At 48.4% G+C, this 21,675-nt stretch carries 17 protein-coding genes; 2 read left to right on the top strand and 15 right to left on the bottom strand.

Annotated elements, in window-relative coordinates; genetic code table 11:
- Window positions 1-17: 17 nt before the first annotated feature.
- From NNX04_RS20680 to sbcB, 9 genes are all read right to left on the bottom strand, one after another.
- Window positions 18-2,462 carry a heavy metal translocating P-type ATPase gene (locus NNX04_RS20680; RefSeq protein ID WP_261947039.1) on the bottom strand — a complete coding sequence of 815 codons (2,445 nt, stop codon included), beginning with the start codon at window positions 2,460-2,462 and terminating at the stop codon, window positions 18-20.
- An 11-nt stretch (window positions 2,463-2,473) separates the two neighbouring features.
- Complete coding sequence (locus tag NNX04_RS20675; protein WP_007643902.1) at window positions 2,474-3,019, bottom strand: FixH family protein; 546 nt, start codon at window positions 3,017-3,019, stop codon at window positions 2,474-2,476.
- 48 nt (window positions 3,020-3,067) lie between these two features.
- Entirely contained in the window at window positions 3,068-4,480 is a 1,413-nt protein-coding gene (ccoG, locus tag NNX04_RS20670) for a cytochrome c oxidase accessory protein CcoG (RefSeq protein WP_040392739.1), read from the bottom strand.
- A gap of 127 nt (window positions 4,481-4,607) precedes the next feature.
- Window positions 4,608-5,525: a cytochrome-c oxidase, cbb3-type subunit III gene (gene ccoP / locus NNX04_RS20665; protein ID WP_007643906.1), complete on the bottom strand. Its 918-nt coding sequence runs from the start codon at window positions 5,523-5,525 to the stop codon at window positions 4,608-4,610.
- Window positions 5,526-5,549: 24 nt separating this feature from the next.
- On the bottom strand, window positions 5,550-5,735 hold the full coding sequence (locus NNX04_RS20660) for a CcoQ/FixQ family Cbb3-type cytochrome c oxidase assembly chaperone (protein WP_007643907.1): 186 nt from the start codon (window positions 5,733-5,735) through the stop codon (window positions 5,550-5,552).
- Window positions 5,735-6,346: a cytochrome-c oxidase, cbb3-type subunit II gene (ccoO, locus tag NNX04_RS20655; protein ID WP_007643908.1), complete on the bottom strand. Its 612-nt coding sequence runs from the start codon at window positions 6,344-6,346 to the stop codon at window positions 5,735-5,737. The genes NNX04_RS20660 and ccoO overlap by 1 nt, the downstream gene beginning before the upstream one ends.
- Before the next feature lie 10 nt (window positions 6,347-6,356).
- Window positions 6,357-7,814, bottom strand: a complete 1,458-nt coding sequence (gene ccoN, locus NNX04_RS20650; protein ID WP_261947038.1) for a cytochrome-c oxidase, cbb3-type subunit I — start codon at window positions 7,812-7,814, stop codon at window positions 6,357-6,359.
- Window positions 7,815-8,076: 262 nt separating this feature from the next.
- Window positions 8,077-9,294 (bottom strand): argininosuccinate synthase, encoded by a 1,218-nt coding sequence (locus NNX04_RS20645; protein ID WP_261947037.1) that lies wholly within the window; start codon window positions 9,292-9,294, stop codon window positions 8,077-8,079.
- 161 nt (window positions 9,295-9,455) lie between these two features.
- Window positions 9,456-10,919, bottom strand: a complete 1,464-nt coding sequence (gene sbcB / locus NNX04_RS20640) for an exodeoxyribonuclease I (protein ID WP_007643911.1) — start codon at window positions 10,917-10,919, stop codon at window positions 9,456-9,458.
- Window positions 10,920-11,113: 194 nt separating this feature from the next.
- On the opposite strand from sbcB, the gene can reads away from it, so the two are divergent.
- Window positions 11,114-11,743, top strand: coding sequence for a carbonate dehydratase (gene can / locus NNX04_RS20635; RefSeq protein ID WP_007643912.1), 630 nt, complete (start codon window positions 11,114-11,116; stop codon window positions 11,741-11,743).
- 187 nt (window positions 11,744-11,930) lie between these two features.
- A complete protein-coding gene (locus NNX04_RS20630) occupies window positions 11,931-14,234 on the top strand; it encodes a PAS domain S-box protein (RefSeq protein WP_261947036.1) in 2,304 nt (767 codons plus the stop codon).
- Here NNX04_RS20630 and NNX04_RS20625 read toward each other — a convergent pair.
- From NNX04_RS20625 to NNX04_RS20600, 6 genes are read right to left on the bottom strand one after another with little or no spacing between them, the layout of a single operon-like run.
- The gene (locus tag NNX04_RS20625) at window positions 14,231-15,307 is read right to left on the bottom strand and encodes a protein-glutamate methylesterase/protein-glutamine glutaminase (protein WP_315973097.1); all 1,077 of its coding nucleotides are present in this window, start codon (window positions 15,305-15,307) and stop codon (window positions 14,231-14,233) included. The two genes, NNX04_RS20630 and NNX04_RS20625, sit on opposite strands and share 4 nt — an antisense overlap.
- Before the next feature lie 14 nt (window positions 15,308-15,321).
- The gene (gene cheD, locus NNX04_RS20620) at window positions 15,322-15,933 is read right to left on the bottom strand and encodes a chemoreceptor glutamine deamidase CheD (protein ID WP_007643915.1); all 612 of its coding nucleotides are present in this window, start codon (window positions 15,931-15,933) and stop codon (window positions 15,322-15,324) included.
- A complete protein-coding gene (locus NNX04_RS20615) occupies window positions 15,923-16,786 on the bottom strand; it encodes a CheR family methyltransferase (RefSeq protein WP_225318427.1) in 864 nt (287 codons plus the stop codon). The genes cheD and NNX04_RS20615 overlap by 11 nt, the downstream gene beginning before the upstream one ends.
- Window positions 16,771-19,113: a methyl-accepting chemotaxis protein gene (locus NNX04_RS20610; protein ID WP_261947035.1), complete on the bottom strand. Its 2,343-nt coding sequence runs from the start codon at window positions 19,111-19,113 to the stop codon at window positions 16,771-16,773. Before NNX04_RS20610 ends, NNX04_RS20615 begins: the two co-directional genes overlap by 16 nt.
- Before the next feature lie 12 nt (window positions 19,114-19,125).
- Entirely contained in the window at window positions 19,126-19,626 is a 501-nt protein-coding gene (locus NNX04_RS20605; RefSeq protein ID WP_261947034.1) for a chemotaxis protein CheW, read from the bottom strand.
- A gap of 35 nt (window positions 19,627-19,661) precedes the next feature.
- Window positions 19,662-21,626, bottom strand: coding sequence for a chemotaxis protein CheA (locus NNX04_RS20600; RefSeq protein WP_261947033.1), 1,965 nt, complete (start codon window positions 21,624-21,626; stop codon window positions 19,662-19,664).
- Between the last annotated feature and the right edge of the window lie 49 nt (window positions 21,627-21,675).

The following is a 21,675-nucleotide window of genomic DNA, read 5'->3' as shown; positions in this document are numbered from 1 at the left end:
ACTCGTTTTAAAGGAGGTTAATCCATCAAACGCAGTGCGTTGAAAATCACCACTAGCGAACTGGCAGTCATGCCAATTGCTGCCAACCAGGGCGGAATCATACCCGCCGCGGCCAAGGGTAACGCGAGCAGATTATAGACAAGCGAGTAGCGCAAATTCTGGCGAATAATACCTTTGGTGCGCCGCGCTATATCCAAAGCCTCGGCCAACACCGCCAGACGATCATTAAGCAATACCGCATCGGCACGGGTTTGCGCCAAATCCGACGCGGAAGCCATAGCGACCGACACATCGGCCCCGGATAACACCGGTATATCGTTGATGCCATCGCCAATCATCAGCACTTTATCACCTGCCGCTTGACGCTGGCTCAAGTGCGACAATTTGTCGCCCGGTTTGGCACCCGCCATAAACTCATCAATACCGAGATTCCGTGCAAGCTGGGCAACAGCGCCGCTCTGGTCACCGCTGAGCAACTCCACCGCAATCCCACGCGACTTGAGGCTGGTGATAAGCGCCGCTGCATCGGGCCGCACTTCATCGATCAAACCTATCCAGGCCAAGGGCTGCTGTTCGCTGGCAAGCAACAACCAAAGATGTTGATCGTCAGGTAAGGCCAATGGGTGCGCCCCTACAGCAGAACCAAACTGACCGGCAAACTCAATAGTACCCAAGCGATAACCCACACCATCAATTTGCCCTTCCACGCCAGCCGCGGTGGTTTGTTTCACCGCTGTTGCGGTGCAGACATCTTGCCAAGGCATAAACGCCGCCGCCAGCGGATGGTTAGAGCCGGCCTCCAATGCCGCTGCTATGCCAAGTAATCTATCGCGCGGCAGCGCCACTGATTCAAATACCCGCACCTCCGCCAAGGTAAACTGGCCTTTGGTGAGGGTGCCGGTTTTATCAAAAATAACGCGATTCACACTGTTCAGCGTTTCTATCACGTGGCCGCGCGCTACCAAAAACCCGCGTTTACGCAGGTTGGCGGTTGCTGCCGACAGTGCGGCGGGCATCGCCAAGGCCAGAGCACAAGGGCAAGTCACCACCAGTACCGATAGTGTCACCCAAAGGGCATGCTCGGGGCGATACCAGAACCAAAACGCAAATACGGCGGCACAAACCACCAACAAACGGGCAATAAAAAATCGCGCGATACGGTCAGCACTCAGCACTTGTAGCGGTTTATCGTCAGCGGCCTGGCTGGCCAAGCGCTCAATGGCCGACAACTGGGTGGCAGCACCAAGCGCAGTTACTTCAACTTTCAATGGACTGTGATTATTCAAGGTGCCAGCAATCACCGAATCACCCGGTTTTTTAGTGACAGGCTGGGACTCACCGGTAAGCAACGCCTCAACAACTGCACTTTCACCGGCAACCACCCGTCCATCGCATGGAAACGTATCGCCCGCTTTAACTAAAATAAGATCACCCAATTGCAGGGTTTTGATGGGCATTGATTCTTCGATTTCACAGCCATTTTCCGTGCGCAAACAGCAGGCGGTTAACGGCATGAGTTGGGCGAGATTGCCAAACGCCAACCGGTTGCGATGACGCGCGCGCAACTCCACATAACGCCCCACCAACAAAAACAGGGTGAACATGGATACCGATTCAAAATACACCTCGCCGGTGCTGGTGACGGTGGCCCAAACACTCGCCAGATAGGCAAGGCCAATCGCCAGCGCGACCGGTACATCCATCACTAAATGACGCATTTGGATGCTGCGCCAAGCCGCTTGAAAAAAAGGCCAAGCCGAGAAAAACACCACAGGCGTGGCCACTAACATGGACAGCCAGCGCAAAAAATCCAACCAGAAATCCGTCGCGCCGGTGTACATACCCACCGCCACCATCATCGCCTGCATGGTGCCAAAACCGGCGACACCAATACGGAACAAGGCGATGCGGTTTTCTTTTTTAATTAATTGTTGCTGTTGGTCGTCCGTTGCCGGGCGCGGCACATAACCAATGGCATGGAGCGCAGCGAAGATCTCGCTCAAGGGCGCCTGTTCATCCCAAATCACCATGCAGCGATGCGTAGTGAGGTTCACCGTAACTGATTTAACCGCCGGATTTTGTTTGAGATGGGTTTCGATTAACCAGCTACAGGCCGCACAAGTTATACCTTCCAGCAGCAAGTTAGCCTGTTTGAGGCCGCCCGCTAACGGCAGCACAAACTCGGATTGCACTTCAGGTAAGTCATAAATTGCCCAGCGCTGGGCTACCCCTTGTGGTGATTCGCCGAAGGCTTCCGGGCGCTCACTGGTGGAAGTCCGAAACTGATAAAAACTATCCAAACCGCCATCCACAATCGCCATCGCCACCGCCTGACAGCCGGGACAACACATGAGGCGGATCTCACCTTGAATTTGTACGGGATAATAACTGGCAGCAGGAACCGGCAAGCCGCAGTGATAGCAAGCCTGAGCAGAAGTCGCTGAGGAGGCTGGTGACGCCATGAATGACTCGACTATTTGACGCGTGGCGCCAACCCGGTTTTGTCACTAATACGAAAATCAATTTCTCCACTGAGGGTCCAGGGAGCTTGTTTACGCTGGGCAATGTCGCCGATAGGATAAAGCGTTAGATACCAGGAATACTGGGGCTCAGTAGCCAAAGTGCCACGATATTGGCCTGGCGCAATGGCCTTGAGGTGGATAATTTGATCCTTTTCCTCCTTAACCGGATGTCCCATCATTAACAGGATAGTATCTGGCAAGGACGCAGTATCGCCCACAGCACTGGTAAGGCTAATCATCACATCGCCACTGGTGCGATCAAAACGCAAATCCGCGAGCAACCCTAAATCCCGTGCACGCTGATCCTGCTCCAGTGCCTGGTTGATCATGCGCCCTTCCTTATAGTAATTATCGATAATCACATCGTCTGCCCCCTTGAGGGCAATGGTAACGGTGATGCTGCACATGATGATGATATAAATCAGCGGGCTGAATACAAACCAAAACCAAAACTCCCGATACCAGGGCTTGGCATTTTCTGCGACTAATTCACTCATAACAAAATACCTGTTAAATCTGGTTAAAGGCCGCTGCCCAATAAAGGATTAAGGCCCAATAAAAGTAGTGGTGTTAATGGCCGTAAGCTCGGGGTTCTCACGTGCACGCACGCGGAAACGAATTTCGCTTTTTCGCGTTTTTAATTCAGATTTGGGAATAGTGACACGTACCGGTACGGTTAGCACCTCCCCTTCCAGCGCAGGCATTGCCCGATACCCCTCAATCACAAAAGGATAATCACCCTCAACTTCCAGGTCGTAAGTATGGGTACTGCGATCCATATTACTGATTTTGATGGTGTAGACGTTCTGGATATCGCTACCCACTACTCGATACATGCGCACACCGCGATCACGTTGGGCTTCAAGCCCGACCGGCACGCGGGTTGCAATCGAATAAACAAAAAGCGAGATCATGATGGTTAACATCAAACCATAGCCCAGCAGCCGCGGCCGGAAGACTTTAGTTTTGCCATTTTGAATTGCATCCTCGGTGGTGAAACTGATCAGACCGCGCGGATAATCCATTTTATCCATCACGCTGTTACAGGCGTCCACGCAGAGGCCGCAATCGATACATTCAGCCTGCAGACCATCGCGAATATCGATATCTACCGGACACACCTGCACACACCAGGAACAGTCAATACAATCGCCCAATCCCTGCGCCTTATAGTCATCACCCACTTTACGTGGGCCGCGCTTTTCTCCACGCAGCGGATTGTAGGAAACAGTGAGGGTATCCTGATCGTACATTACCGCTTGAAAACGCGCGTAGGGGCAGATGTATTTACAAAACTGCTCGCGCATAAAACCGGCGTTCATATAGGTAGCACCAACAAATAATGCAACCCAGAAAAAAGGGACCAGATCCAAATTAAAGGTGAAGAAACTCACTACCAGCTCGCGAATTGGAGTGAAGTAGCCCACAAATGTCAGGGAAGTAATAATGCTAATCGCGATCCAAATAAATTGTTTGGCGCCCTTGCGCCACAACTTCTCAAAACCCCAGGGCTTGGCATCCAGTTTGATGCGCTTGTTACGATCGCCCTCGCAGACAAATTCCGCCCAGATAAACATTTGGGTCCATACCGTTTGTGGGCAGGTAAAACCACACCATACACGCCCCACCAGCACGGTTACCGTAAACAATAAAAAGGCGGCGATTACCAGTAGCCAAGCGAGATACATCGCATCCTGCGGCCAAAATGTCAGCCACAAAATGTGGAACTTGCGCTCAGGCAAATCAAATAACATGGCCGGGCGACCATCAATCACCAACCAGGGTAATAACAAGAAACCCAGCATCAGGGGTACGCCTGTGTAACGGCGCAGGCGCTGGTAAAAACCGGTGATACGGCGCATGTAAATTTTGTCATCCGCCTCGTAGAGATTTACATAGCGGATAACTGGCTCGGACGGCTTATTGTCAGGGGAATTGCTGGCAGGTTTTTCACTCAAGGGAACCACCTCATTGGCTAGCCTCCCGGATAATCCGGGCGAGCTAAACAGATATCAAAAAAAACAGGGCGAAAAAAAAGGCAGGCCTGGGCCCGCCTTCCTTGTATAACAACCAGTTCGCCGGAATCTAGTTGTTGTCTTCTAACGACAAGCTGTACACATAGGCCGCTAGCAAATGGATACGGTCTTCTTTCAGCAGATCTTTCTGCGCCGGCATTACACCATTGCGGCCATGGCGCAAGGTCTGGCGGATAGTGGCAGGCTCGCCACCGTAAAGCCAAATATCATCCGTCAGGTTGGGAGCACCCAGCAATTGGTTGCCCTTACCATCCAGACCATGGCAAGCCGCGCAATTCACATCAAAGTGCTTTTTACCTGCATCTGCTTTGGTTGCATCATGCTCAGCACCGGACAAACTCAATACATATTCAGTGGTTTCCGCGATGCCTTTTTCACCCAACAAGGCAGCCCATGCAGGCATTGCTGCTTTACGGCCATGATTCAAGGTTTCCAGAATTTTGTCTGGTGTGCCGCCATAGAGCCAGTCTTTATCAGTCAAATTCGGAAAGCCTGGGTTGCCACCACCGTCTGAACCGTGGCAAACAGCACAGTTATTAACAAACAAACGGAAGCCCATTTTGAGCGCATCAGGGTTTCTGGCGAGTTCTTCAATCGGCATTTTTGAGTAGACGCCATACGTTTCGGCATAGACTTTTTCCGCCTCAGCCTGATCCCCACGCAACTCCCCTACTGAGGTCCAAGCTCCGGTATCTTTCCACTCTATACCTTTATAAGAACCCAAGCCTGGGTAAATAACCAAATAGACGGCACTGAATATAAATGTCAGTAAGAACATATAGAACCACCACCGAGGCAGAGGGTTGTCATACTCCTCAATACCATCGTATTCGTGGCCGGTAGTTTTTGCTTCCGTGCTCTCTTCACCCACCACCGCGCGTTTGCGATTGGCAAAAAGAATCCATAACAGCAACACCAGATTGGTGACTGTCAGGATAATGATCCAAAGACTCCAAAAAGTACTCATAGTTAAATCCGCCCTAATCGATGATTACTTGTGATCATCAGTCTGCTTGTTGTCTGGCTGCTTGGTGTTAGGCTCATCGTCCGCAAAAGGTAACTTTGCATCCTCTTCAAAGCGCTTTTTGAGCTTGGGCGAAAAAGCCCAAAAGCACACGCCGAAGAAGGCGATGGTAACTAACACGGTTGAAATAGCACCAAGTGTACCCGTATCCATTAACGCTTCTCTTTGAGCAAAATGCCCAGGTTCTGTAAGTAAGCAACCAATGCATCCATCTCAGTCACGCCTTTAACTGCAGCTTCAGCACCAGCAATATCTTCCTCTGTATAAGGAACTCCCACTGAGGCTAAAGCACGCATTTTGGCGGCAGTATGTTTGCCATCGAGCTTGTTGTCATACAGCCAAGGGTAAGCAGGCATGATCGACTCAGGCACAACAATACGTGGGTTAAACAAATGCACTTTATGCCAGTCATCGGAATAACGGCCACCTACGCGCGCCAAATCCGGACCGGTTCTCTTGGAACCCCACAAGAACGGGTGCTCGTACACAGACTCACCGGCGACCGAATAGTGGCCATAACGCTCAACTTCAGCGCGTAGCGGACGCACCATCTGGGTGTGGCAAACGTGGCAACCCTCACGAATGTAGATATCACGACCTTCCAACTGCACGGCGGTGTAAGGCTTCAAACCTTCGATCGGGGTGGTAGTCTCTTTCAAGAAGAACTGCGGAACAATCTCCACCAAACCACCGAAGCTAATAGCGACGACCATAAATACAGTCATCAAACCAATATTTTTCTCAACTATTTCATGACCTTTCATGGCATTCCCCTTAAACAGCTGGTGCCTGAACAGGCTGGGTAGCATTTGCAGCTGCTTCTTTTTTGGAAGCGCTTACAGTGCGATAAGTGTTGTAGGCCATCACGAGCATACCGGTCAGGAAGAAAGCACCACCAATAAGACGCATGATGTAACCCCCTTTACTGAACACGACGGTTTCAATAAAGCTGTAGGTCAAAGAACCATCGGGGTTGAATGCACGCCACATCAAACCTTGACCGATACCATTAATCCACATAGCCACTACATAAAGAACAGTACCCACAGTGGCCAACCAGAAGTGCATATTGATCAATTTAACGCTGTGCATTTCTTCACGATTAAAGAGTTTCGGAATCATGTGGTACAGGGCGCCGATAGAAATCATTGCCACCCAACCGAGTGCGCCAGAGTGAACGTGACCCACAGTCCAGTCAGTATTGTGAGAGAGTGCGTTTACGTTTTTAATGGCCATCATTGGGCCTTCGAAGGTAGACATACCGTAGAAGGACAAAGCAACAACGAGGAAGCGCAGGGTTGGGTCAGTGCGCAGCTTATGCCAAGCGCCAGACAGGGTCATAATACCGTTGATCATACCGCCCCAGCTTGGTGCCAACAGAATCAATGACATCACCATACCTAATGATTGGGTCCAATCCGGTAAAGCGGAGTAATGCAAATGGTGAGAACCAGCCCATATGTAAAGGGAGATCAACGCCCAGAAATGCACGATAGACAACTGATAGGAGTAAACAGGGCGACCCGCTTGTTTGGGTACAAAGTAGTACATCATGCCAAGGAAGCCAGCGGTCAAGAAGAAACCTACTGCGTTGTGACCGTACCACCATTGGACCATAGCATCGGCAGCACCGGCATAGGCAGAGTAAGATTTGGTCAGAGTTACTGGCACTGCAGCACTGTTGACAATATGCAGCACGGCAACGGTAAGAATGAAGCCGCCGTAGAACCAGTTAGCTACATAAATATGGGAAGTTTTACGCTTAACAATGGTGCCGAAGAAAACAATCGCATAAGAAATCCAAACGAGTGCAATAAGAATATCAATTGGCCATTCAAGCTCGGCGTATTCTTTGGTAGTAGTCATCCCCAATGGCAAGGTGATTACCGCCAATACAATAACGGCTTGCCAACCCCAGAAGGTAAAAGGCACTAACCAACCACCAAACAAAGTGGTCTGACAGGTACGTTGCACAACGTAGTAAGAAGTCGCAAACAGCGCACAGCCACCAAACGCAAAAATTACTGCATTGGTGTGCAGGGGGCGCAAACGACCAAAATGTGTGTAGGGTTGCAGCAAGTCATTCAAACCTGGCCACACCAATTGTGATGCGATAAGCACACCAATGCCCATACCCACTATGCCCCATACAATGGTCATAATGGAGAATTTGCGTACTATATCGAAGTCGTATACTGGAGGATCCCCAGCTACAGTCGCATGACTACCCATAGGACTTTCCTGTTACTTAAAGAGAAATGAAAACTTGTTTGTCTCTGGCCGTGCAACTTACCGCACGGAGCTTCACGGCAATCATCAAGCCTATAACCCTACTGAAGGTGCGGCATTTTGCCTCATGTGTGGCATTTTGTCCCACGCAAGTAGTTACAGGATTGATATTTATCAAAATATTTATACGGAATTAACCCGAACACTTTATTTACCCAGGTAAATAAAGTACCTGCGCTCACAGGAGCGCAGGTTAAAAAGGAAATTACTTCAGCACACGGCCCTTGTTAGCAGCAATACGCATACGCAGTGCATTCAGTTTAATGAAACCTTCTGCATCTTTTTGGTTGTATGCACCAGCATCATCTTCAAAAGTCGCTATTTTTTCATCAAACAAGCTGTCAGGAGAACGACGACCAACAACACTCACTGAGCCTTTGTACAGCTTCACGCGTACATCACCGTTTACATGAGTTTGTGACTGATCGATCATCGCCTGCATCATCAGACGCTCAGGGCTCCACCAGTAACCGTTGTAAATCATGTCCGCATACTTGGGAATCAAGCTGTCCTTCAAATGAGCAACTTCGCGATCCAGAGTAATAGATTCAATTGCACGGTGCGCACGCATCATGATGGTGCCGCCAGGGGTTTCGTAGCAGCCGCGAGATTTCATGCCTACATAGCGGTTTTCCACGATATCCAGACGACCAACACCGTTCTCACCACCAACCTTATTCAGGTAAGCCAGTACGGTAGCCGGAGACATTGGCTTGCCGTCGATAGCAACGATGTCGCCTTTCTCGTAGGTCAACTCAAGGTAAGTCGGTTTATCAGGAGCGGCTTCAGGGGCAACAGTCCAGCGCCACATATCTTCTTCGGCTTCAGTCCACGGGTTCTCCAGAACCTTGCCTTCGTAAGAGATATGCAGCAGGTTGGCATCCATAGAGTAAGGTGATTTTTTCTTCTTGGAGTAATCAACCGGAATATTGTGCTTCTCGCAATACGCCATCAAGGTTTCGCGGGAGGTCAAATCCCACTCGCGCCATGGGGCGATTACTTTGATGCCGGGTTTCAATGCATAGGCACCCAATTCAAAACGCACCTGATCGTTACCTTTACCGGTAGCGCCGTGGGAAATGGCATCTGCACCTACTTCATTGGCGATTTCAATCAAACGCTTGGCAATCAAAGGGCGGGCAATAGAGGTTCCGAGCAGGTACTCACCTTCATAGATGGTATTAGCGCGGAACATAGGGAATACGAAATCGCGGACAAACTCTTCGCGTAGATCGTCGATGTAAATTTGCTTAACGCCTAGCGCCTCAGCTTTAGCGCGGGCCGGCTCAACTTCTTCGCCCTGACCAATGTCAGCGGTAAAGGTGATCACTTCACAGTTGTAGTTTTCCTGCAACCACTTAACGATTACAGACGTGTCAAGGCCACCGGAATAGGCCAACACTACTTTTTTGATAGATGACATGGGGACTCCCGCTAACACTCGTTGACAATTCACAGGGCACGATCACGAGTCGCAATCCGCAGACCGGTACCTTCTTGGGCGCGGGATTGTACTCGCAAGCAGACCAAATTCCCACACTTGCGGCCGTTAAAACCCTGTGCAAAGTCAAATTGAACCCTGTTTTACCCAGCTGCCATCAACTGCTTGCCATACGCGGCTAATTGCTGCAAAAGCAGACGCTGCTCAGCACTGGTGGACTCCGCCTCACTGAGCGTTTTTATCCGCAGATCAAACTCCATCAAAGTCAGAGAAGATTGCGCCTCAGGTGAAGTCAGCCGCCAACGGCAGAATTCCTGCCAGCGTTGCAGCTCTTCGGCACTGAGGCTGGCAGGAAAATTGCGGGCGCGATAGCGAAACAATATTTCCCCCAAACGCGGGTCATTGAATGGAAAGGCGGTATTAGCCAATGTTTCAGGATCAGCATTGCGCACGCGGGTCATTAAACGCTTGTCGTGATCATCAAAAAAACCGCTGTAAAGCAGTTGCTCAGGATCTGTTTTTTCCGCAAAAGAGTTGCTCGAATACAATTGATATAAACGCTGCAGCAAGGATTCGCGCTCACTTAACGTCAGATTGCGCAGAACTTGCCAATGCGCCTCGCAACGCTGCTTATCAATGTGCAAACGCTGGGCAGTGGCATCATCTAGCATCGCTGCCGGTAGTAGCATCGGGGTTTTATTCATGTGCACTTCTTTGAGCGCCAAGCGCTCTACCCCTTCGGGTAAATCCTCGGTGCGGGTATAAAGCCGCAGCTGTAATTCCTCGACCGGCAAACTGAGCAAGGCTTGCGGATCGGCGCTCAGATTGTAAGCGATCACCGAATTCTTATTGGTGGGGTGCATAGCTAAAGGCACAATCAACGCCGCGTTGCCGTTCTCACCGGGAAAACGGGAGGAAATGTGCAGCAGCGGTTTGGCAGCATCGATATCAATCATACTGGCGGCAAAACGTTTGTCGCGCAGACGATAAGCGTAATCATAGAGTTTAGGCTGGCGGGTTTTAATCAGCTTGGCCACAGCGATGGTGGCATAGACGTCTGAGAGCGCATCATGTGCAGCCTCGTGTTTGAGATTGTTCGCCTGGCTCAGCATTTCCAGCTTGAAGCAAGGGCGACCATCCTCATAATTAGGCCATTCGATCCCTTCCGGTCGCAACGCACGGGTCATACGCACCATATCGATAATGTCCCAGCGCGAATTACCGTTGCGCCACTCGCGCTCATAGGGATCATAAAAGTTGCGATAGAGGGTATAGCGCGTTACTTCATCATCAAAACGGATCGAGTTATACCCCACACCGCAAGTCCCCGGACGCGCGAGCTGACGATGAATCGCGGCAATAAATTCGCACTCTGGCAAGCCCTTGCTCTGGGCGACTTGCGGCAATAATCCGGTAATTAAACAAGCTTCCGGTTTTGGCAATACATCAGGCGCTGGCTGACAATAAATCATTAAAGGCTCATCGATCACATTGAGCGACTCATCCGTGCGCACACCGGCAAACTGCGAAGGGCGATCAATCGCCGGCACTTCGCCCCAAGTTTCGTAATCGTGCCAATAGAGACTAACCGACGATTCATTCTTCATATTATTTATTCCACAATTTTGCCAGACACTCACAGCACCTCACTGCACCAACAACGGGCAATCTAACACCTCCCAAGCAGTTTCCCCTATACTGCCGCCTGATTTTTGTGACCGGATTTTTTAAATTACAAAACCTGTTTTTGATCTGAAATCCCGTCTTTCATTTAACCGCTAAGTCCCGCCTTGGAGCCACTATGAGTGATTTAGATAGCCTGTTTGCCAGCAATGTAAAATGGGCCGAAGATATCAAACGCAAAGAGCCTGACTTTTTTTCCAACCTGGCCAAACAGCAAGCGCCAGAGTATTTATGGATAGGCTGCTCGGATAGCCGCGTACCCGCCAACCAAATTGTTGACCTCGCCCCCGGTGAATTATTTGTACACCGCAATGTGGCCAACGTGGTCATTCATACCGACCTCAACTGCATGACTGTACTTAATTACGCCGTTGAGTTTCTCAAAGTAAAACATGTAATGGTAACCGGCCACTATGGCTGCGGCGGTGTAAAAGCAGCACTGGAAAATCGCAAACTGGGGCTAATTGATTACTGGTTGCGCAATATTCGCGATGTTTATTACAACAACAAAGAAATCATGGATCAAATCAGTGATCCCGATGAACGCGTCAACCGCTTGTGCGAGTTAAATGTAGTGCAACAAGTAGAAAATATTGCGCGAAGCAACATAGTCCAAAACGCCTGGGCGCGCGGTCAGGAACTGAGCATTCACGGTTGGATTTACGATATTCACGACGGCATTCTGCACAAACTGATGCCGCCGGTTGATTCAGTAGAACAAATTCCCGAGCAGTATCGCCTCTACTAAATAGTAAAGACGCCCGTCTTTACCGAGCACCACCTGCATCACTGTGCTTAGCGGTGATGCAGTAATCCCCCGTAATACCCTGCCATAAAACCTATTGTTAGAATCTTTCCCATCGCCCTAGAAAGCCTTGGGTGCTGATCTATACTTGAACCGACTACCACCTAACCCGCAACTGACGAGATAAGCGATGCCCGACGATTCACTGCCCCCCGGCCATCAAAACTCAGCCACACATGTTGCCCGGGAGTCTTCGTCCTATTCATTTGAACGCGAACACCTTGAACCGGAACAGGTGCGCCAACTCTACAAAGGTTTTCCACTCTCGCTGATCGCCTCTTTGGTTATAGCGCTTATGCTCAGCGTATCCCAATGGAAAGTAATCGCCCACGCCGACATTATTTTGTGGAATCTGATTTTGAGTAGCGTGTTATTAGCACGCCTCGTGCTCTGGCTCAGCTGGAATAATCTGCATCAGCTCTATTCGACACGTTTTTGGTTAAACAGCTTTCGTGTGGGCGCCTGGCTTACCGGTCTGGCATGGGGTTCAGCCGCTTTTTTATTATTTGCGACCGAAGCCAGTATTTATCAGGCGCTACTAGCATTTACGCTTGCAGGTATTGCAACCGGCTCTATTACTTCACTCACCGTCGACAAATATTGCAGCATCGGTTTTGTGATGCTGGCCATAAGCCCACTCAGCGTGGTGATGTTATTACAAGACGGCCCCACGGCCTTTTTCATGTCAGGCATGACGGTCATTTTTATATTTTTTGTCATTGCCGGTACAGCGCGCACTCGCAACACAATGATTGACCAACTCACCAAACAATTTGATTTGCTACGCCTAAGCGAAGCACTGGACAAAAAACAACGGCTCGATCAAATTGTTAACAGCGCACAATCTATCTTTATCAATGAAAATAAAATTCAGGCCGCACTGGAAAATTTATTGCGCGATACGCTGCCATTATGCGATAGCAAACTCGGCTTTATAGGTCAGGTAAATAAAGATGAACAAGGACAGCCTTATATGCGGGCACTGGTATTTTCCAGCAGCAAAAGCAACGACCTGCAGCTGAGTTTGTTTCGTGAAAAAAACCTGCCCACAAATGGAGAGTATCGCAATCTCACCACCATGTTTGGCAGCATAATGCTATCGGGAAAACCGCTGATTACCAGTCACTTGGGGCGCGACTTGCGTGCAGCAGTTCTCCCCCCCGGTCACCCTGCTATTGAAAGTTTTATTGGCATTCCCATTTTTAATGGCAAAGAACAGGTTGCCATGCTCGGGCTGGCCAACGCCCCTGCGGGCTACAGCAGCGACACCATTACCGATCTTGAGCCCATTCTGAAAAGTATCGCCCAATTTGTGCAAACGCTTAATCACCAACAACAGCATGAACAAGATCAAGCCGCACTGGAGGCGAGTAACCAACAGCATCAAACCATTTTGAATGACATTGCAGATGGTGTAGTGATCATTAATAAATTGGGCATTATTGAAAGTTTTAATCACGCTGCAGAAACCATCTTTGGTTATCGCGCCCCGCAAATTATTGGAAAAAATGTCAGCGTGCTCATGCCCGACCCCTATCAATCCATGCACGATGGCTATTTAAAAAATCACCTGCATACCGGCAAGAAAAATATTATTGGTATTGGCCGTGAAGTACGGGGACTACGTCGCAACGGCCAGGAGTTTCCGATGGATCTCATGGTGTCGCGGGTCTATCAACAAGGCGAACCGGTATTTATCGGAATTGTTCGCGATATTACTGAAAAAAAACGTATCGACGATTTACGCACTCAATTTATCAGCGCTGCCAGCCGCGAAATTCTTGGGCCGCTCAACCTTATTAGCGAAGCCATTACACTATTACGCAAACGCGCTGTAGAGGAATTGCCCGAACACATTGCCAACCTCACTGAAATCGCACAAACCAATAGCTATCAACTGCAAAAGCTCATGGGTGATTTGATTGAAATGCAGAATCTTTCCCGTGGAGATATGCCCTTTAATTTAAGCCATCAAGCAGCTTTGCCATTAATTCGCGCAGCGATAAGCCAGCAGCAGACCTTTAGTGATATTTACCAGAGTAAAGCGATTATTACCGAAAACCTGAACAATCCAATGATCCACACCGATGCGCACCGTTTTGAGCAAGCAATTGGTCATATATTGCAATTCTTGTTAAAAGTATCAGGTCGCCATGGTGTGGTGCCGATTGCGCTGTCGGAAGAGCGCGGGCATATAAAAATAGAAATGCGAAGTAATAATCACAAACTGGATACAGATGCGCGCAGCAATCTGCAACAACAACTGGGCAAACGCCCAGGCATTACCCACAGCAATTACAACAACGGCAGCGAATTAGGCCTAACAATAGCCAAAGAAATTATTGAAAAAATGCACGGAAAAATCGAATTGCAGGATTCAGCAGAGGTATTAAATTTCGCGCTAACCTTCCCTCAAGCACCGCAATCCTATTAAAGGCGGTTGCCACTGCCCATGGTTTTTATTTTCTCCAGCAATAGTGCACCCATTTTATCCAAGGCAACTACCTGATCCACACCACCAATTTGCACGGCTTCTTTCGGCATACCATAAACCACACAGCTCGCCTCATCCTGTGCGAGCGTATAACCACCCTGCTGACGAATCGCCAACATACCCTTGGCACCGTCTTTGCCCATACCAGTCAGTAAAACTCCCACTACATTTTTACCGCCCGCGAGCGCTACCGATTCCATCATTACATCCACCGCCGGGCGATGGCGGTGTACCGGCTCTGCATCAGAAAGTTTGACCACATAATCAGCTCCAGAACGCGCCACAATTAAATGATGCCCACCGGGTGCAAGAAACGCATGCCCCGGCAAAATGCGCTCACCGCCCTTGGCCTCAACAACATGCAACCGTGTCAGCTTATTTAATCGCTCGGCAAAAGTGCGTGTAAATCCCGGCGGCATATGTTGGGTCATCACAATACCGGGCATAGCAGCAGGCAACTGCATTAATAAATCCTTAATCGCTTCGGTGCCGCCAGTCGAAGCACCAATTGCGATTATTTTTTCCGTGCTTTGCAAACGTCCGGCAATAGCTATTTTCTGTTCCGGCTTGACGTTGGGGCTTGCATCGCCCTTAAACGGTTTAACTTTTATGGTGGCAGCCGTTTTAATCTTTTCTACAATCAGCTCGGCATATTCACGAATACCACTGGCGATTCCCAATTTTGGCTTGGGAATAAAATCCACTGCTCCCAACTCCAACGCCTGTAAGGTCGCCTCTGCACCGACTTCAGTTAAGGTGGAAATCATAATCACCGGTGTCGGGCGCGCCCGCATCAGCTTTTCCAAAAAACTCAATCCATCCATGCGTGGCATTTCTATATCAAGCGTAATCACATCGGGCACAAACTGCTTTACCATATCCCGTGCAACATAAGCATCGGGTGCCAAACCAACCAACTCAAGGCCAGGCGCGGCGCGAATAATTTCCGCCAGCAAACTGCGCACTAATGCGGAGTCGTCAACAACAAGTACCTTTATCGCCAAAACTATCACCCCATAAAAAAACACTAGGTAAACAATTCGACATCACCGCTTTTGGGTGTGTATTTAACGCGCATACGGTATTCACTTTCACGATCAAGAATAGTGGAGTTGTGAATAGATTTAATTTTCTTAATAAGCACTTTTCCGGTCTGTGGGAAAAAATATACTTTGCGTGGATAAGGCCCAAGCAGGTCCTGCGCCACGATTGGAATACCTTCGTTATGCAAATAATCCAATACAAACTCCGCATTGCGTTCGCCCACATTATTAATTGTTAGGCCGCGCAGCACATTTCCCCCGCCAAATACTTTGGCCTCAAGCCTATTGCGATTGGCGCCAATTTTAAGCAAATGGTTAATTAACAACTCCATAGCGTAACTGCCATAGCGAGCCGACTCAGTTAGCAGGCCGGTTTGGTTACTCTCATCATTCGGCAATAAAAAATGATTCATGCCCCCTGACCCCGAGTAGCGATCACGCAAACAAACGGCGACACAGGAGCCCAGCACAGTAACAATCATTTTATTGGCGGCAGTCACACAATATTCGCCAGGTAAAATTTTTACCGCGTCGCAATCGAAATAACGGTCGTAATAGACATTGGGAGCGAAATGGACATTCTGTTCAAAGTTCATGCCCAACACCTTCAGCCATAGTCCTTGCTGGCTGATAGGTGGTTTTATTCACCAATTTCACCAAGTGACTAGCCTGCGCAAAACTTTCAGAGTGCCCGGCAATATACAAACCATTCGGTCGCAGTAAGCGAACCATACGTTCCAGCAAACTTAGCTGGGTCGGTTTATCAAAATAAATCATTACATTGCGGCAAAAAATAACATCAAACACACCCTGTAATGGCCAATGCCGCTCGAGTAAATTAATTTTTTTAAATTCAACCAAACGCCGCAAAGGCTCAATAACTTTAGCCTTGCCAGCATTGCCACCTTTACCGCGAAGAAAAAACTGTTTTTTTTGCTGTAGCGATAAAGAGTCAATGCGATCCATGGAATAAATTCCACGACTCGCTTCAGCCAATACATTGCTATCTATATCTGAGGCGATAATTTCAACCGGAGGATCGTAACGGCCAAATGCCTCAACCAGCGTAATCGCAATGGAATAAGGTTCTTCACCGGTACTGGATGCAGCACACCACACCCGCAATTTGGGTGAACCACTGCGATGTGTTTTGGCATAATCAGCCAGTATATTGAAATGATGGGATTCGCGAAAAAATGCCGTCAGGTTTGTTGTCAGTGCATTAACAAACTCTTCCTGCTCGGCAGGTGTTTGCTCTAGATGATTTAAATAAACGGCAAAATCAACCAGCCCCAACACCCGCAAACGACGCGCCAAACGGCTATAGACCAACTGTTTTTTGCTATCCCCCAAATGAATGCCAGCCTTACGATAAATAATCGCTTTGATTCGCTCAAAATCAGCGTCGCGATAATTAAACTCGCGGTCACGCATTAAAACTCTTCCCATTCATCTTCCTGAGCTGCTTTGGGCGGTGCGAGTTTTTTTGCAGGAGCAGCTTTAACAGGTTTCTTACCGGGCGCACTTAACCGTTTTTTTGGCGCAGGCTCTACAGCGCTATCTACTGCAAGATGAAACTGTGCAACACTTTGGGTTAACTGATCCGCTTGTGCTTGCAAGCTTTCGGCTGCCGCTGCTGCCTGTTCCACTAGCGCCGCATTCTGCTGAGTCATTTCATCCATTTGTGATACAGCAGTAGAAACCTCCTCAATACCAGTGGACTGCTCAGCCGAAGCAGCAGCAATCTCAGCCATAATGTCATTCACACGTTTTATCGCATTCACAATTTCTTTCATGGTATCGCCGGATTTTCCAACCAACTGATTACCACTATCAATTTTTTGTACTGAATCCGATATCAGCGCTTTAATATCTTTTGCTGCATTAGCCGAGCGCTGCGCTAGGGTTCGCACCTCGGATGCAACCACTGCAAAACCACGCCCCTGATCGCCGGCACGCGCCGCCTCTACCGCTGCATTGAGCGCAAGAATGTTAGTCTGGAACGCGATACCATCAATAACACCAATAATGTCAGAGATTTTCCGCGCCGATTCATTAATTGCATTCATGGTAGTGACAACTTGCTGAATCAAAGTACCGCCATCTGTCGCAACTGCCGATGCCTGTTCCGCCAGTACGTTAGCCTGTTTGGCGTTATCGGCATTTAATTTAACGGTGGAGGTTAATTCTTCCATGGAGGATGCCGTTTCCTCCAAATTTGCCGCTTGCTGTTCAGTGCGGCTGGAAAGATCGGCATTGCCTTGGGCAATTTCACTGGAGGCAGTGAAAATAGTATCCGCTGCCATACGAATTTCACCGAGCATACTCGTGAGACTGGAGGTTGTTTCATTACAATAATTTTTCAAATCGCCAAAGGTGCCCGAATAATCAGCATCAATAGTCTCGGTAAGATTGCCCTGTGCAATCGCGCCCAACACCCGAGCTACGTCTTTCAGGCCTTTATCAGCAGTGGTGACCAAACTATTTAACCCTTCCGTCAGCTTGAGGAAAAAACCATTTTTACCTTCGGTTTTCAGCCGAACACTAAAATCGCCTGCAGCTGCAGCTTCCACCAAATGATTAACTTCCTGCTCAACCGCAACTTCTTCAGTGCGATCCAACCATTCAACGACAGATCCGAGGCGCGCGCCATCTTTGGAAAAAATGGGGTTGGCAACCAACCGAAATGAACGCTTGCCAACAACAATATTGCCGGTGTACGTAGTGGTTAAATTTTCTAGCAACTTCATTTGATGTGCGGGGTTTTTATGGAATATATCCATATTACTACCAACGATTTTATCCACAGAAAAATGCGGTAACACGGACTTAATATCTGCCTCTGCAATACGCAGCATCATCTCCACCGATTTATTCATGTAAATAATTTTTCGTTCCGGGTCGGCGATCATCACATTGGTAGTCGTGGTTTCAAGCGCACCAAGAATCCGGCTCATTTCATGCTCGGCAGCCACCTCTTTGGTTCTGTCTATCCATTCCACAACGGAACCCAAACGCTCGCCAGAATCCGAAAAGATAGGATTGGCAATCAAGCGAAAACTGCAGCCAGCCACTACTATATTACCCACATAGGTGTCACGGAGATTGGCGAGCAATTGACTTTGATGTGCAGGGTTGCGATGAAAAATATCCATATTACTGCCCAGCACCTTATCCACCGAAAAATGTGGCAATGCTTTGCGTAATTCGTTTTCTACTGCGCGCAACATTTTTTCGACAGCCTTGTTCATGTAAATAATAGTGCGATCATTGTCAGCAACCATGACATTGGAAGAGGTTGAATCAAGCGCACTTAAAATACGATCCATCTCGCGCTGCGCATTGACATTCTTAATAGCATTTTGGGTGATATCAGTCGCGTATTTCACAACCTTAATCACTCGCCCATCGGTATCAAGGATTGGATTGTAACTAGCCTGAATCCAGACTTCTTTGCCACCCTTGCCGATGCGTTTATATTGGCCAGCCTCAAAATCGCCGCGCGCCAAACATTCCCAAAACTTTCGGTAGGCATCACTCGCACGATATTCAGAATCTACAAACATACTGTGATGGCGACCTTTAACTTCATCCAAACTATAACCGGTTAACGCCAGAAAATTTTGATTGGCATTGAGAATGGTGCCATCCAATGCAAATTCAATAACCGCCTGCACGCGATGAATCGCCGCCAATTGGCCGCGGACATTCTCCAATTCTTGTGCGTTGACTTTAATCAGATCTTTATCGCCAGCAAATAATTCAAATAGTTTCATGGGTAATTTTCCTTAGTTTTTTGTCGCCGGTGCGTCTGCTGTATCGAATAATCCCAACTCTTCGCTGGATATAAGTTCGTTAATATCAACCAAAATAATCATCTGCTCATCAACACTTGCCAGCCCCAACAAATAACGGCTGTTAAACGCCACGCCAAAATCGGGTGGCGGTCGCAATTGTTCCTTACTCAAACCGACAACATCTGATACGCCGTCTACCACAATGCCCACAATGCGGCTGCGAATATGCAGCACTATCACAATCGTAAATTCGTCGTAAGTTACCTGTCCTACGTTGAATTTAATGCGCAAATCAACAATTGGAACTATATCGCCACGCAGATTAATCACCCCCTTAATAAAGGGCGGTGCATTAGCAATTTTTGTTACCGACTCATAACCGCGAATTTCTTTTACGGTCAGAATATCAATTGCATAATTTTCATCACCCAAACTAAAAGTGAGGAATTCCTGCACGGTACTCGCAGAAATTGATTGTGACAGTTGATCCATACACACGCACTCCCAAACAGAGGTATTGCTAAAGTTTAGCTAGCAGCAGCCAAATGCACCGATTGATTAATCGATAGCGCCAGGGATTCCACATCCAAAATCAATGCAACACTGCCATCGCCTAAAATGGTGGCACCGGCAACACCCTCAACACGTTTGTAATGCTGCTCCAGGCTTTTAATGACCACTTGCTGTTGGCCAACCAAGGCATCCACAAACAATGCAAACCGATGTTTCGCAGTTTCAACCAATACCACAATGCCTTTGGAAACTTCGCTAAAAACAGGCTCCAATTGCATAATGCTGTGCAGCCGTAAGATGGGCCAATATTCATTGCGCACCTGCAGCAACTGATCGTTACTACCCAAGGTTTTAATGTCCTTTTGCGCTGGTTGAATGGATTCCACAATAGAAACCAGTGGAATAATAAATGTTTGATCGCCAACAGATACGCACATGCCATCCACAATGGCCAAGGTCAATGGCAAATGAATAGTAAAACTGGAACCCTGTCCCGCGCGGGATTCAATGTGAATGCGCCCACCTAAACTTTGCACATTGCGCTTCACCACATCCATTCCCACTCCGCGCCCGGAAATATCAGTCACAGCGGCAGCAGTTGAAAAACCTGGCGCAAAAATTAATTGCCATACCTCTTCATCTTTTGGGTTGTCACTAACAGGGATATTATTTTCATAGGCTTTTTCCAGAATGCGCTCGCGATTCAAACCGCCACCATCATCGCTGATACTGATAACAATATTACCGCCCTGCTGCGCGGCGCGAAGCGTCACCTTACCTGCCGGATCTTTACCGCGTTCGCGGCGCACCTCGGGTGATTCAATGCCGTGATCAATACTATTGCGCACCAAATGCGTCAGTGGGTCCACTAACTTTTCGGTTAGGCCTTTATCCAATTCGGTATCGCCGCCCTCGATAATTAACTCAATTTGTTTTCCCAACTTACCGGCAAGGTCGCGCACAACACGCGGGAAACGATTAAACACAAAGGATACTGGCAACATGCGGATTGACATAACCGCTTCCTGAATTTCCCGCGTGTTACGCTCCAATTCACTGGCAACTGCTTGAAATTTTTCAGCAATCGCCCCTTCAAGGCTTTGCCCTAACAAGTTCATCATGGATTGGGTGATAACAATTTCACCCACGAGATTAATGAGCTGATCAACCTTGGCAACATCTACACGAATGGATGAACTCTCTACCGCCACCGATTCTGCGGTTTTATGTTTTACCGGTTTGTGAGAGAGTTCAGTATTTTTTTCTGCGACAGGAATTGCAGCAGATACTGGCGCTATCACTGGTGGTATTGCAGGAACTACTATTGGCGCCGCCGGGACGGATGGAATTTCGTCAAAAAAACCAAAACCTTCATCATCACTAGCAGCCAACAAGCTATCAACAAAACCAAACACCGTATCTTTGTTTTCTGGCACTGATGGCTCATCAAAAAAACCAAAGGATTCCTCATCGGAAGCGGTCTCCGACTCTTCAAAAAAACCATAAGCTTCACTTTCGGACGCAGGAGAGGTTTCGGTAAAAAAACCATAGGCGGGGTTTTCATTTACCGAAGGGTTTGGAAGTGTAGCAGCGCCCGAGGTCACTACTTCAAGCTGTTCAGTGAGTTGATGTACGCCAGCCCAATCGATTGCGTCACCATGGCGATAAGCGAGCAGAATTTCTTTTAGTTTATCGACAGCCTGTAAAAATAAATCAACCATGGCTGCAGTAATGGCGAGATTGCCTTTGCGGATTTTATCCAGCAACCCTTCCATAATATGTGTTGCACTGGTTAGCGCATCAAAACCAAAAATTCCGCTACCGCCTTTTATCGAGTGAGCGGCACGAAAGATGCTGTTAAGCATTTCAGCGTCAGGGCTTGTGATATCAAGCTCCAACAGCAGCTGCTCCATCTCATCCAAGTGCTCTTGGCTCTCGTCAAAAAAGACAGTGTGAAATTGTTTCATGTCTATCGACATTTCTCACATCCTTCGCAATACCTTCAGTATTTCCGTAAAGGCGCCGTTT

The sequence above is a fragment of the Cellvibrio sp. QJXJ genome (assembly GCF_024452345.1).
Lineage (GTDB): Bacteria > Pseudomonadota > Gammaproteobacteria > Pseudomonadales > Cellvibrionaceae > Cellvibrio.
Note: the sequence above shows the minus strand (reverse complement) of the source record. Positions and strands in the feature narration are given on the sequence as shown.

Bases quoted from the DNA above. Each gene is read 5' to 3' on its own strand.
- NNX04_RS20680 (WP_261947039.1), bottom strand. From the start codon at position 2,462: ATGGCGTCACCAGCCTCCTCAGCGACTTCTGCTCAGGCTTGCTATCAC.
- NNX04_RS20675 (WP_007643902.1), bottom strand. From the start codon at position 3,019: ATGAGTGAATTAGTCGCAGAAAATGCCAAGCCCTGGTATCGGGAGTTT.
- ccoP (WP_007643906.1), bottom strand. From the start codon at position 5,525: ATGAGTACTTTTTGGAGTCTTTGGATCATTATCCTGACAGTCACCAAT.
- NNX04_RS20660 (WP_007643907.1), bottom strand. From the start codon at position 5,735: ATGGATACGGGTACACTTGGTGCTATTTCAACCGTGTTAGTTACCATC.
- ccoO (WP_007643908.1), bottom strand. From the start codon at position 6,346: ATGAAAGGTCATGAAATAGTTGAGAAAAATATTGGTTTGATGACTGTA.
- ccoN (WP_261947038.1), bottom strand. From the start codon at position 7,814: ATGGGTAGTCATGCGACTGTAGCTGGGGATCCTCCAGTATACGACTTC.
- NNX04_RS20645 (WP_261947037.1), bottom strand. From the start codon at position 9,294: ATGTCATCTATCAAAAAAGTAGTGTTGGCCTATTCCGGTGGCCTTGAC.
- sbcB (WP_007643911.1), bottom strand. From the start codon at position 10,919: ATGAAGAATGAATCGTCGGTTAGTCTCTATTGGCACGATTACGAAACT.
- can (WP_007643912.1), top strand. From the start codon at position 11,114: ATGAGTGATTTAGATAGCCTGTTTGCCAGCAATGTAAAATGGGCCGAA.
- NNX04_RS20630 (WP_261947036.1), top strand. From the start codon at position 11,931: ATGCCCGACGATTCACTGCCCCCCGGCCATCAAAACTCAGCCACACAT.
- cheD (WP_007643915.1), bottom strand. From the start codon at position 15,933: ATGAACTTTGAACAGAATGTCCATTTCGCTCCCAATGTCTATTACGAC.
- NNX04_RS20615 (WP_225318427.1), bottom strand. From the start codon at position 16,786: ATGGGAAGAGTTTTAATGCGTGACCGCGAGTTTAATTATCGCGACGCT.
- NNX04_RS20610 (WP_261947035.1), bottom strand. From the start codon at position 19,113: ATGAAACTATTTGAATTATTTGCTGGCGATAAAGATCTGATTAAAGTC.
- NNX04_RS20605 (WP_261947034.1), bottom strand. From the start codon at position 19,626: ATGGATCAACTGTCACAATCAATTTCTGCGAGTACCGTGCAGGAATTC.
- NNX04_RS20600 (WP_261947033.1), bottom strand. From the start codon at position 21,626: ATGTCGATAGACATGAAACAATTTCACACTGTCTTTTTTGACGAGAGC.